This window comes from Paenibacillus sp. 01T47 (assembly GCF_056398245.1).
The window spans coordinates 257486-270799 of sequence record NZ_JBFTPA010000002.1 but is presented as its reverse complement, the minus strand read 5'-3'; the positions used below and the strand labels follow the sequence as shown (position 1 = coordinate 270799).

At 42.3% G+C, this 13314-nt stretch carries 9 protein-coding genes; all 9 read left to right on the top strand.

The window, feature by feature from the left end; translation table 11 throughout:
• The first annotated feature begins 937 nt into the window (after positions 1 to 937).
• The gene (locus AC1DOV_RS05225) at positions 938 to 1954 is read left to right on the top strand and encodes an SAM-dependent methyltransferase (protein WP_076265825.1); all 1017 of its coding nucleotides are present in this window, start codon (positions 938 to 940) and stop codon (positions 1952 to 1954) included.
• A 135-nt stretch (positions 1955 to 2089) separates the two neighbouring features.
• Entirely contained in the window at positions 2090 to 3844 is a 1755-nt protein-coding gene (locus AC1DOV_RS05220; protein WP_477512982.1) for a sensor histidine kinase, read from the top strand.
• Entirely contained in the window at positions 3837 to 5393 is a 1557-nt protein-coding gene (locus AC1DOV_RS05215; RefSeq protein ID WP_477512983.1) for a response regulator transcription factor, read from the top strand. Before AC1DOV_RS05220 ends, AC1DOV_RS05215 begins: the two co-directional genes overlap by 8 nt.
• A gap of 116 nt (positions 5394 to 5509) precedes the next feature.
• A complete protein-coding gene (locus AC1DOV_RS05210; RefSeq protein ID WP_339202676.1) occupies positions 5510 to 6847 on the top strand; it encodes an ABC transporter substrate-binding protein in 1338 nt (445 codons plus the stop codon).
• Between the two features lie 102 nt (positions 6848 to 6949).
• Positions 6950 to 7849 carry a carbohydrate ABC transporter permease gene (locus tag AC1DOV_RS05205; protein WP_076265829.1) on the top strand — a complete coding sequence of 300 codons (900 nt, stop codon included), beginning with the start codon at positions 6950 to 6952 and terminating at the stop codon, positions 7847 to 7849.
• A gap of 2 nt (positions 7850 to 7851) precedes the next feature.
• Positions 7852 to 8688, top strand: coding sequence for a carbohydrate ABC transporter permease (locus AC1DOV_RS05200; RefSeq protein WP_076265830.1), 837 nt, complete (start codon positions 7852 to 7854; stop codon positions 8686 to 8688).
• Between the two features lie 35 nt (positions 8689 to 8723).
• Positions 8724 to 9755 carry a glycoside hydrolase family 88/105 protein gene (locus tag AC1DOV_RS05195; RefSeq protein WP_477549594.1) on the top strand — a complete coding sequence of 344 codons (1032 nt, stop codon included), beginning with the start codon at positions 8724 to 8726 and terminating at the stop codon, positions 9753 to 9755.
• Positions 9756 to 9902: 147 nt separating this feature from the next.
• On the top strand, positions 9903 to 11522 hold the full coding sequence (locus AC1DOV_RS05190; RefSeq protein WP_477549353.1) for a serine/threonine protein kinase: 1620 nt from the start codon (positions 9903 to 9905) through the stop codon (positions 11520 to 11522).
• Positions 11523 to 11608: 86 nt separating this feature from the next.
• Entirely contained in the window at positions 11609 to 13159 is a 1551-nt protein-coding gene (locus AC1DOV_RS05185; protein WP_339202673.1) for an ABC-F family ATP-binding cassette domain-containing protein, read from the top strand.
• The last annotated feature ends 155 nt before the right edge of the window (positions 13160 to 13314 follow it).

Genomic DNA, 13314 nt, shown 5'->3' with positions numbered 1-13314 from the left:
TTTGTCCCTTGGGGACATGCTTTCACTGGAGAGGCTTTCACCTTTTCTTAATAGACAGTCTCATTATGTAAAATTATCAACTAGGATCTTGAGTGAGATGACCAGTTTATATTTTTGATGCAGTTTTATAAATAATATTAACTACATATTGTTAAGCCAGTTACACATAAGACTAATTTTTAGACTTATTTGGAGTAATTCGATTGGTTTGAGGGTAATAAGACTAGTTTTTAGTTCTATTTGTGCTCAATTTTACAATAAGCAGTAATAAAATTTATTTTTCTCTGGTTTAAGACTATATTCTAGTCTTATTTAGTTTTATTGAGCTCATTTAGTTGAAATAGGTCTAGTTTCTATATCTATTTCACTAACATCGTCCATTAATCATTATTTATGGGCTAAAACAATGGTTCATATGGCTATACTCAAATAATACCTAGCAAAAATAATATCTGAGTTAATTACTCGAATAATTACACGAAATGTGACATATTCGGTTATAATGCAAACAAAGACTAAAAATATTAATAGAACTAAAATGCTGCGGAATTAATTTCCTAGCATTTCTATGTTTTTTTATTATCTCTGATTTATGTAAATGTTTGTATTTACGAAGGCTTCAATCTTTCACACATCAAGACACGATTTACATTTACAGACAACAAACTTCCAGCGTGTCCCGTAGGGACGAAAGCGCTCATCCATAAACTAAACATTCCAGCACAGATTATCGCCAACGTTAGTCGAGTTGCGGGTGTCCAGAGGGTGCAACCCTTGGGGCCCTCCCTTGGAAGGGAGGGTTTGGGTGGGTTCGAAACGCTTGTAGGGTTGGTGTAGTAATTGTTTAGGGCTCAGGGTGTTAAACCCTCGAGGGCAAGGGTGAAAAAAATCCCTCTAGGGATCTAGGGTAATATAACACGAAAGAGGTTTAACATACGTGAGTCAATGGATCGGAACAGCTAATCAAACTTATGCACCATATGCGATGGAGGAGCTTCGGAGGCTGATTGAGGGCGTTGCCTTCACACAGCTGGCAGCAGGCGAAGTGTTTTTAATGACAAGCCCGCTAACACGGGAAGAGACGCTGCAAGCTATTCATCAGCAGGAGCCGATCTTTTTGCGCCATGTGCAGCCGGTGGATCGGACGATTGAAATTACAGGAAATGCGAATGATTTAGAACAATTGTCTAGCATGGTTCGAAATGCTGTATTAACTTTGGAAAATAAACGGGTAGCCGTTCATATTAGACGTACGTCGAAATCGGAGTTTGTGTATTCGGCTGCGGATACAAAAGCGGTGATAGACGCGGTACTTGAAGAGATTGACGCGGAACCTGTTGTACAGCAGCCAGACGTTATCATTGCGATCTATGCTGCGATCAATCAGCTTTATGTCGGTTTTGGATCGCCATCGGAGATGCTCTCGGATTGGCCGGGCGGAGCCGTTCGTTTTCAACGTGAAGAAGGACAAGTCTCGCGTGCCAAATTTAAGCTACTTGAAGCAGAACGTGAATTCAACCTAAATTACGCGCAGTTTCAAAATGCCCTTGATGTTGGCGCAGCGCCAGGCGGCTGGACATCCCTTTTACTTGAGCGCGGCTTGAGAGTTACAGCCATCGATCCTGCTGAATTGCATCCATCGCTAATGGCGTATCCTACGTTAACTTACTTAAAGCGCAATGCATCCGAAGTGAAATTTAATCCCGATTCATTCCAGCTACTAGTGTGTGATATGAGTTGGAGTCCGATGATGATGTGCAAGCTCGTTCTCGATCTTGAGCCTGCACTAACGAAGGGTGCAACTGCCATAATTACAGTTAAGTTGATGCACCGGAAACCGCTTCAAACGATTCGAGACGTGATTTCAAGACTTTCAACAGAATTTAAGCTTCAAAAAGCTAAGCAGCTGTTCCATAACAGAGAAGAAATCACACTTTATTTGATCAAAAAATAACAGGAGTTGCCCCCCTTGTTGAAAGGAGGGCGCTCTTTTTTCAAATCCAGCTTACAATCCTAGCAAAGAATAAGTATGTCTTCTAACCACTAATAAATCGATAATAGCTGTAATCTCTTAAAGGAGACCTGGCCAATGCAGAGCTTGAAAGCGCTTTATATGAATTTGCGTATCAAACACAAAATGTTTGTGTTGATATCAGTCATCATGCTGGTTGTTGCTATGCTTGCTATCATCATTCAGCAATACGCTTTTGATTTTTATGATCAGGAAATTTATAAGCAATCTTCCAAAGCGCTCAGTTTGTCGTCCCTCAGTATCGAGAATGAGCTGAAAAAGATGGAGAAGCTTACCTTTATGCTTTCAACGGATTCTACGATCCAGCACTATTTGAGATCCATCAAGAGCGGTTTGTCCGATTATGATAACTATGTTGTGCAATTAACGGTGAAGGAGCGAATGGTCAATATCGGCGGGCTTGATAAATACGTGCTTTCCGCCCAGCTGTATGACGTAAATGATAATGAATATGCGGTTGGTGCAAACTCGATAACGATTTACCAGGACCGTCTGGATGCATTCAAAAATGCAACAGCGGTCAAAAAGGGTGGGAATACGTGGATTGCCCCCTACAGCAACGATAAGTCCTTAATTGCTGCGCGAGAAGTGCGTTCGTTTGAGCAGCTGAGCTTAGACTATCTTGGCACTTTAGCGCTTCGCATCGATATGAACAAACTGTTTAGAGATCTTGCTAAAGGCATGAACAGCAACGACGCCAAGCTAGTCATTATGAAAAACAATGAAGCGGTGTATCCTGAAGCGTCCGCTTTTTCCATGGAGTCCTTATCTGCGCTGCCTGGCAATGAGGGCTACAAAGTTATACGTTATGAGGGGAAGCAATATTTTGTTACTTATATAGCGTCAACGTATACCGATTGGACTTATTATACGCTGATCCCATTTGATGACATCTTTGACCGTGTCGTGAAGGTCAAAAATACGATTATTATTATTTTTGCTATATTATTTATCGTCATTCTCCTCATTGCAGTTGGCTTCGCAAATGGTATTACTGAGCCTATTGAACGCTTGAATGCTAAAATGAAAAGAGTGCAGCTCGGCAATTTTGAATATATCGAGGAGCCGAATGAGAGAGCGCTTGCAATGGATGAAGCTGGTCAAATGCATCGAAACTTCCGAATAATGATTGAACGAATCAATGAGCTCATTCATGAAAATTACGTGAAGCAGCTTACAATTCGCGATACGGAATTTAAAGCGCTGCAAGCTCAAATTAATCCACACTTTTTGTACAACACATTAGAGTCGATCAACTGGTCCGCCAAGCTAAGCAACCAAACACATATTTCTCAGATGGTTGAAGCGCTCGGCTCCCTGCTCAGAACGTCAATCAATTTGAAGGAGCCGCTCATTCCGCTTAGCAAGGAACTGGACATCATTAATCACTATGTCACGATTCAGAAATATCGTTTTGAAGAACGGCTTGATTTCCATATTGACGTACCAGACAAGTTACTTAACTGCAGCATTCCGAAGCTTTCGCTTCAACCGCTCGTTGAGAATGCAATCAATTACGGCCTTGAACAAATGATTGACACCTGTAAAATACAAATACATGCCTATGTGGAAAATGAGCTGTGGTTTATTTCAGTGGAGGATAATGGGCCGGGAATGGAAGAAGAGTTTGTCACAAAGCTATTAAGCGGACAAGTGCAGACGAAAGGCTCCGGCTTAGGCTTGAAAAATATCGAAGACCGCATCAAGCTGCTGTATGGCGATGCATACGGCTTAATGGTAGAGAGCAAGCGAAACGGCGGTACCAAAGTGAAGCTGATGCTTCCTTATGAAATGAGGGATTCCCATGTATAAGGTTTTGTTGGTTGATGATGAACGAATCATCGTAGAAGGCATATCGCGAACTGTAAACTGGAATGCATATGAGGCAGAACTGGCAGGAACGGCGCGCAATGGACTTGAAGCTTTGGCCTTTATCGAGAGCCATATGCCGGATATCGTCATTTCAGATATCAAAATGCCAGGCATGAACGGGCTGCAGCTGGTGGAAAAAGTGTATGAAAACTACCCGCATATCGCATTTATTCTTCTTTCCGGCTTTAGTGAGTTTGATTATGCTCGCACTGCGATGCAATTTGGAGTTAAACACTATTTGCTTAAGCCATGCAATGAAAATACGATTACGGATGCACTAACCGAGGTGATAACAGAGCTGAGGAAACAGCAAACGCAAGAGAGCTTCATGCTTCATATCCAGAAAGAGCTTTCAAAGGTACTTCCTCACGCGAAGGAGCAATTCCTTAAGGAGCTTGTTACCAATAAAACATATGGCCAGCGTGATTGGGATGATTATGGCAACCTGTTTCATATTACAGTAGACAATGAAAAGGTTCAGTTGATTTTGTTTCAAATAGAGGGTGTGTTTGAATTTGAGCATCTGTTTGCGGTCAAAAACATCGCTCAGGATGTCCTCGGCAAACCGACGGTACTTCTCAGTACGACGATAGGAAAACATGTGCTGTTGCTCATTAAAGAGATTAACGAAACAGACGTTTTATTTGCACAATTGAATGAAATTAAGCAAACGTTTTCTTCCTATTACAAATTGGATGCTACAGTGGCCGTCAGCAATCCAGGTCAAATTATCGATGCTCGTAAAATGTATCGTGATACGCTGGAATGCTTAAATTATCAATTTTATTTAGGCGAAGGAAGCATCATAACGCAGAAGGATGTTGAAAGAGGAGATGATAATGCGCTTAAGCCTTTCATCTATGATGAAGAGCCTCTTTGCATGCATGTCAAATCAGGAGACTGGGCGTTTGTTCAGCATGAGCTGCAAAACTATTTTGATATGCTTGCCGACAGTCGCATGGACATGCATCTCTCGAAATCTTATGTCATACCGCTTTACATATCTGTCGTTAGACAAGGCAAACCTGAAGAAATCAATGAATATTTAACTAAGATTGCCGGATTTGATCAATTTACAACACTAAAAACGACGCAGCAATTCGTCACCGAATGTGCGCAGCAAATATGCTTGAACAACTTTCATACCCACACCAATAAGCATTCCGCCATTATTCAGAAGATGATTCAAGTAATTGAAGCGCATATTTCCAATCCTGATCTATCGCTCAACTGGGTAGCAAGTGAGATCTTATACATGAACGCAGATTATGTAGGCAAGCTGTTTAAGAAGGAAATGGGAGAGAAATTCTCAAATTATGTTGTTCGGTTAAGGATGGAGCAAGCGATGGAAGAGATTGAGAAAACAGGTGATGTGAAGGTTTTTGAACTCGCTGAGAAATTTGGTTTTGGCGATAATCCGCAATATTTTAGTCAAGTTTTTAAAAAACATACAGGGTTCACGCCTTCCGAATTCAAAAGGTCGCCATAATGGCGACCTCTGTTTTTTTAACAAAGAAAGCGGTTTTTTTAATTCCGACGATTCGACATTCACCCTATAATAAAGCTTGTAAACAACATTAAAGAGTCTGGAAGGGGCGTAACACAATGAAAGCACCAAAGAAAATGCTTTTGATGCTCATGGCTTTTGCACTAGTTCTCGTAAGCGCTTGCGGCGGAAACGCAAACAATGAAAAACCAACAAATGCGACCAACGCACCAAAATCAACAAACGAAGTGAAAGAAGAGCCAGCAGAAGCAAAGCCGGTCACTCTTCGTATCGCATGGTGGGGCGGTCAGCCGCGTCATGATTACACAATGAAAGTCATTGAGATGTACAAAGCGAAAAACCCGCATGTAACGATAGAAATGGAATATGCAAACTATGATGACTACTGGAAAAAGCTTGCTCCTCAAGCAGCTGCAAACGAGCTTCCTGATATCATCCAAATCGATACGCAAAACTATTCGCAATACGCTGGCAGAAAACAATTGGCTGATTTGACTCCATTTATCGGCAATCAAATTGACGTAAGTGACATTAGCCAAAATGCAATTGATGGCGGTAAATTAGGCGATGGACTATACGGTATGAACCTTGGTGTAAATGCTCTTGGATTTAACTACGATCCAGCACTACTTAAAAAAGCAGGCATTGATTCCATTCCTGAAAACTACACTTGGGATGATTACGTAGCAATGGCTGCAAAAGCAAAAGCAGCAGGAATTTTCTTCGACAACGGTATGCGTCCAGAAGTGTTCTTCGGCTACTACCTTCGTACACTTGATAAAACGTTGTTTAACGCAGAAGGCAACGGCCTTGGCTACGAGGATGATCAACTATTCACCGATTTCTTCGGAATGCTAGCTAAACTTGTTATCGATGGTGCAGTACCGTCACCAGACGTTCTAGCTCAAATCAAAGGCGCAGAAGACAGCCACCTTGTATTGAACCAAGGCATTGGCGTATGGCAATGGTCGAACCAATATGTTGGATTGCAGCAAGTGGCTAACCGTCCGCTAGCAATTGCTCCAATGGCTGGTCCAAATATGACTAAAGGGTTATTCCTTAAGCCAAGTATGTTCTTCTCCGTATCGGAAAATTCGAAAGTGAAAGAAGAAGCAGCTAAATTTATCAACTTCTTCGTAAATGATATCGAAGCTAACAAATTGATTTTAGGCGATCGCGGCGTACCTGTTTCCTCTAAAGTGAAAGAAGCGTTAAAAGCAGTTTCTACTGAAGCACAAATCCAAGTATACGACTATGTTGCTTGGGCAGAAGCGAACAGCTCACCAATGGATCCAGCTGATCCAATCGGTTCTGCAGAGGTGTTCAAATCGCTCACAAGCCTTGCAGAGCAAATGAACTACAACAAAATTAAACCAGAAGACGCAGCTAAGAAGTTTAGAGACGAAGCAACCGCTATTCTTAAGAAAAACAAGTAATATTGTTTGAATAGAAGCGATGGTTGGTCGTTAGATCGACCATCGTTTTTTCATAAATAAAGATGCATTGGCACGCTAGACTTCGTATAGGAGTTGGATAAGATGAAATCGCTATCACTTAAAAACAACTTGGTTGGCTACACTTTTATTGGTCCATTTGTTATCGGATTTTTGTTGTTCACCTTAGTACCCGCTGTCGCATCGTTATATTTCTCGGTTACCGATTATGATCTCTTATCGACACCATCCTTTATCGGATTAGAGAATTACCAGACGATGTTTTTTGATGATTCGAAGTTTTGGGCATCTCTGAAGGTTACTTTTTTATACGTTTTTATCGGTGTACCGCTTAGATTGGCCTTTGCTTTATTTATTGCGATGATCTTGAATACAGCCTCGAAAGCAATCGGGTTATATCGGACCGTTTATTATCTTCCTTCGATTATTGGCGGTAGCGTTGCCGTGTCGATTATGTGGCGCAACCTTTATGGCGACGAAGGGGTTATAAACATTTTTCTGAATGCACTCGGTTTAGATAGCGTGAGATGGTTTGCTGAACCTGCAGCTGCGCTGTGGATGCTCATTACATTGTCCGTTTGGCAATTTGGATCGTCGATGCTTATTTTTCTAGCAGGTCTCAAAAATATACCGCCAGAATTGTACGAAGCTTCCAATGTGGATGGAGCGGGGCCAGTCGTTCGCTTCTTCAAAATTACTTTGCCTATGCTCAGCCCGATCATTTTGTTTAATACGATCATGCAAACTATCGGAGCATTTATGACTTTCGTTCCAGCTTACATTATTTCAAAAGGCGAGGGCGGCCCGTTAGACGGCACACTTCTTTATTCCCTTTATTTGTTCCGTCAAGCATTCGTTTATTTCGATATGGGATTTGCTTCAGCAATGGCGTGGGTAATGCTCATTATTATCGCTATCCTAACCGGGATTTTGTTCTATACCTCTAAAAAATGGGTTCATTACGAGTCGAAAGGTGGCCATTAAACATGACATTCAAAAAGCTGAAGTGGCCGATCTACCACATATTTGTCGCAGCGCTCGCGCTAGTAATGGTTTACCCGGTGTTATGGCTGTTAATGAGTTCATTTAAGCAAAGCAATCTCATCTTCGCAACGGCTGATTCACTTATACCACAGCCTTGGATTTGGGAAAATTATAAAATAGGCTGGGTCGGCATAGCAGGTCAGTCATTCGGCAATTTTATTATGAATTCTCTAGAAATCGTTGTTATTTCTACCATCGGAGCTGTATTATCATCTGCATTTATCGCTTTTGGATTTGCAAGACTTAATTTTGTGGGGAAAACGTTTTGGTTTGGAATCATGATGGTTACGCTCATGCTTCCTCATGATGTTGTACTCGTTCCGCAATATATTTTGTTTGCGAAGCTTCATTGGTTAAATTCAATTAAACCTATTGTTATCCCGCAATATTTCGGCATTCCGTTTTTTATCTTTTTACTCATTCAGTTCATTCGGACCATACCGAATGAGCTTGACGAAGCAGCAACGATCGATGGCTGCGGGAAGTTCCGCTTGTTTTTCCGAATTATTTTGCCGCTCGTCGTTCCAGCTCTGGCTACCGCTTCAATTTTCTCGTTTTACTGGCGCTGGGAAGACTTGCTCGGACCGGTTTTATACTTGAATCGTCCAAGTTTGTATCCTGTGTCGATGGGTCTGAAAATGTTTCTGGACAGCGATACCGTCTCCAACTGGGGCGCTATGTTCGCGATGTCAATCGTCAGCCTCATACCGGTGCTCGCCATTTTCTTCGCATTCCAGAAGTATATTGTTGAAGGAATCAGCACCAGCGGTTTGAAATAGACATTCAAAATGAAATAGGGGAGAGGAAGATGGAAATGCCACAGCTTCAATTTGACGAAAATCATATTAAGGACGTTATAGATCGTGTTGTAGATCGCACATTCAGAATGGATTTTAGCTGGGATTGGCCGGGCGGTGTTGCTTTCTATGGGGTTGCGGAAGCGTACGAGGCAACAGGTAATGAACGTTATATTCAGCTTTTACAGGAATGGATTGATGAGAAGCTGGAAGACGGCTTGCCGAAGCTATCAGTCAACGGAGTATCCATAGGTCATGCTTTAATTTCATTGTACAAAGCAACTGACGAGCAAAAATATTTAGATGTCGCCATTCAAATGGCCGAATACTTAAAAAATGATGCGGTACGATTCGCAGATGGCATTTTCCAGCACACGGTCAATTCAGAAACGTATAATTTTCCTGAGCAAGCGTGGGTGGATACGATGATGATGGCGGGTTATTTCCTCGTGCGTATGGGACATTTGCTAGGACGAAACGACTATTTAGAGGATGGCCTAAAGCAGTATCACGGTCATGAGCATTTTTTACAAGATCCCGTTACGAACCTCTACTATCATGGCTGGGACAATATCGCACAAAATCATATGTCCTCGATCTTCTGGGCACGCGGAAACTCTTGGGCTGCTCTAACAATGGCAAAGGCATTGCCGCATATCGCCGTTCAGCATCCTTCATTTATGATTATTGAAGGCTCGATGCGAGATCAGCTCAGTACATTAGTGCGAATGCAATCCGAAAATGGGCTATGGCACACGGTTCTAAACGATGATAGCTCCTATCATGAAACGTCGGGTTCAGCAGGAATTGCGACTGGATTATTCACATTTGGTTCCTTATACAACAAATACATTCAGCGTTCGATTGAAGGTATTTTGAGCCAAATTACAGAGGACGGCGCAGTACTGAATGTATCAGCCGGCACAGCAGTTATGAATGATTTGCAGGGCTATCGTGAAGTGGCTCACAAACGTGTACAAGGCTGGGGGCAAGGACTTGTGCTTGCGTTTTTGGCGGAGCTGTTGAATTCCAAAAAACGTGTATTTTAATGAAATGCTGCTTGTTTCAAGTTTAATAACTATGTTAAAGTAGCACTAATAGATAGGAAATCAGGAAGGCATCCTGATGCGGTTTGTAACTTACAAACGGCGTCGGGATGCCTTTTTTTGTTCGTATTTTATGCTGGAGGGATCGATATGGAAGGTTCGGATGAGTTGTTTTCACCTTATGCAATAGGATCTGTGGTGGGTGATCGATACCGAATTGTTGGCATTCTTGGGCGAGGTGGCATGGGAGTTGTCTACGCCGCTGATGATTTGAAGCTCGCAAATAAACGAAGAGCAATGAAAGTCATCGCACCGCTGCCAGGCGGTCGAAAATATGCGGAAGAAGCACAAATGATGATGAGGCTGGAGCATCCGCAGCTTCCATTAATGATCGACTACTTCCCTCCACATGAGCTGCAATTCGAAGCACTGGTAATGGAATTAATTGAAGGTTGCACGATTGCAGATTTATTTCGTTCAAACGGAGCACAGCTAACCTTTACAAGCATAATCGATATCGGATTACAGCTATGCTCTGCGATTCGTTACTTGCATGAACATACGCCTCCAATTATTCATCGTGATTTGAAGCCCTCAAACGTGATGATTGACAAAAAAGGAAATGTAAAACTAATTGATTTTGGGATTTCACGCCAATATATTACCGGCAAGGATAAAGATACCGTTCAGCTTGGAACGTATGGCTTCGCAGCGCCGGAGCAAGCAGGAGCAGGGCAAAGCGATGAGCGAACGGACATTTATGGACTCGGTGCGCTGCTGTATTTTATGGCTAGTGAGGGAAGTATTTATCATCAGAAAGCGAACTGGACAGCGGAGTCTGCTTTATTTACATCTTTGCAGCCAGACGTTCCGAAAGCCTTTAAGCTTGTGCTAAAACGTTTGCTTCAACCCGATCCTCAATATCGATATGCAACTATTGCTGAAGCGGAGAAGGCGCTAGAGTTTTTTGTAGAGCCTGATAGCGACAATAAGGTGTTCTGGAATCAACAAAAAAGCAATCCCCGTACACAATTAAATCAGAAGCTGATCGGCTTATTATCTTTATCCTCAGGTGCAGGGTCTACCTTTTTGACGCATGCGCTTGCAGTCCTGCTTGGGAGGCAAGGCGCTTCAATAGCAGCAGTCGAATACGACGATACTAAGCCTGAATGGCATGCATGGTTATCTGGACATAAAAGCATCAGTAATTATGAACAGTCTGGTCAGCTAATGCAGGATAAACGTTATATCCAGTATAAACATAATGATTTAGCAGTAAATTGGTTTTCATTTTATTCTGAACTAAGCTCCGATGATGCTAAATATGATACTCTGGCTTTTGCACAAATGCTTCGAACTTCATCAACTATGTACCAGCTGTTCGATTTCTCTGGCAGATGGAAGGAGTCTAATGCTTTATCCATGCTGAAGCAGTCGCATTTCGTGTTTGTAATTGGTGATCCTGCTGTGGTTAAGTGGCAAGCGAGCGAATTAAAGCTGCTAATGGACTTGAAGCAAAAAATGAAAGCCACAGGTGGAAAATTATTTTATATCGCGAACAAAGATCTGAACTACCATGGTCGGAATGAGTGGCTTTCCTTATTTCCTGACAAGCCGTTAGCCATCGTGCCGCGACTTCCTGAAGAGACGCTGCTTTCTTTGCAATGGAAAGGGCTCTGGGCAACGGATGAATCGCGCTTAAATAAACGATTAAATCATGCGCTTTCGCCCATTTTACAGCTCCTTTATAAGGAAATGAACACAAAATGACCATTTTTGTGGTACAATGATACGGGCAAAACGACACATTTCACAAGCTATAACTATGGTTCATATATGAATGGAGATAAAGACAAATGAGTTTGTTAACAGTTGAGCAATTATCACATACGTTCGGAGATCGTGTGCTTTTTAAAAATGTAGCCTTCCGTTTGTTGGATGGAGAGCATGTTGGCCTAGTCGGTGCGAATGGTACAGGCAAGTCAACACTGATGAATATTTTAACAGGCAAACTGTTGAAGGATGAAGGAAAGGTCGAATGGACACCGCGTGTTCGTTACGGCTACTTGGATCAACATACGAAGCTTGAAGCAGGTAAAACGATCCGTGATGTACTGAAGGATGCTTTTTTACCTTTGCTGCTATTGGAAGAAGAGCTAAACAATATTGCAGCTCAAATGGGCGATGCAGATTCAGATAAATTAGATGAGCTGCTTACACGTATGGGTGAGATTCAGGAAGAGCTGGAGATCGGCGATTTCTATTTAATTGATGTAAAAGTCGATGAGATGGCAAACGGGCTAGGTCTGAATGCGATTGGACTTGATCGTGATGTTACTGCACTTAGCGGCGGTCAGCGGACAAAGGTACTGCTAGCGAAGCTGCTTCTTGAAAAACCAGGTGTTCTACTGCTCGATGAGCCTACGAACTATTTGGATGAAGAGCATATCAATTGGCTAACTAACTATTTGAAAAACTACCCGCATGCGTTTGTTCTTATTTCACATGAAACGAGCTTTATGAATCAAGTGGTCAACGTGATTTACCATCTTGAATTTACGAAGCTGACACGCTATTCGGCCAATTATGATAAATTTCTTGAAATGGCTGACCTGAACAAGGCGCAGCACATCGACGCATACGAGAAACAAAAGGATTTTATTAAAAAGCAAGAGGATTTTATTCAAAAAAACAAAGCACGCGCTTCAACATCAGGACGTGCTAAGAGCCGCGAGAAGCAGCTTGATCGTATTGATCGTATTGATAAACCGGAAGAAGCGGCAAAACCAACGTTTAACTTTAAAGAATCGAGAACGAGCGGCAAGACTGTATTTGAAGCAGAGGGCATGGTCATCGGTTACAATAAACCTCTGCTGCCAAAAATGGACATGGTCATTGAACGTGGTGATAAGATTGCTATCGTAGGATGCAACGGCGTTGGTAAATCTACACTACTCAAAACCATTTTAGGCGTAATTCCAGCGCTTGACGGCAAAACCTATCTGGGCGATTATTTAAATCCTGCTTACTTTGAGCAAGAAGCAAAAGCTCCGACCATGACGCCGCTTGAGGATGTATGGGATGAGTTCTCCTTCATGACCCAATCAGAGGTTCGGGGTGCCCTTGCACGCTGTGGCTTGAAAAATGAACATATTACACGTTCGCTTAACCAGCTGAGCGGCGGCGAGCAAGCGAAGGTTCGTCTATGCAAGCTTATGATGCGCGAGAGCAACTGGATTCTGTTCGATGAGCCGACGAACCATTTGGACGTTGTGGCTAAAGCGGAATTGAAGCGTGCTCTTAAGGCTTATAAAGGTACTGTCGTGCTTGTATCTCATGAACCGGAATTTTACGAGGATATGGCTACCAAAACATGGGATGTAGAAGCATGGTCGATGCAAAACTAGGAGTGGTTTTAGCTTAATATCCTTTATCTTCGTGAAGATAAACACCCTCCGTGGCAATTGCCGGTCTACTCTTCTTGTAGATCGGCTTGCTTGCATTTGTGATAGGTCTTCATTATGATAAATTTAACCGTATTTATAGAAGAAGATATGGTTGA

Excerpts from the sequence above, each read along its gene's own strand:
- AC1DOV_RS05220 (WP_477512982.1), top strand. The coding sequence starts at position 2,090 with ATGCAGAGCTTGAAAGCGCTTTATATGAATTTGCGTATCAAACACAAA.
- AC1DOV_RS05215 (WP_477512983.1), top strand. The coding sequence starts at position 3,837 with ATGTATAAGGTTTTGTTGGTTGATGATGAACGAATCATCGTAGAAGGC.
- AC1DOV_RS05210 (WP_339202676.1), top strand. The coding sequence starts at position 5,510 with ATGAAAGCACCAAAGAAAATGCTTTTGATGCTCATGGCTTTTGCACTA.
- AC1DOV_RS05205 (WP_076265829.1), top strand. The coding sequence starts at position 6,950 with ATGAAATCGCTATCACTTAAAAACAACTTGGTTGGCTACACTTTTATT.
- AC1DOV_RS05200 (WP_076265830.1), top strand. The coding sequence starts at position 7,852 with ATGACATTCAAAAAGCTGAAGTGGCCGATCTACCACATATTTGTCGCA.
- AC1DOV_RS05195 (WP_477549594.1), top strand. The coding sequence starts at position 8,724 with ATGCCACAGCTTCAATTTGACGAAAATCATATTAAGGACGTTATAGAT.
- AC1DOV_RS05190 (WP_477549353.1), top strand. The coding sequence starts at position 9,903 with ATGGAAGGTTCGGATGAGTTGTTTTCACCTTATGCAATAGGATCTGTG.
- AC1DOV_RS05185 (WP_339202673.1), top strand. The coding sequence starts at position 11,609 with ATGAGTTTGTTAACAGTTGAGCAATTATCACATACGTTCGGAGATCGT.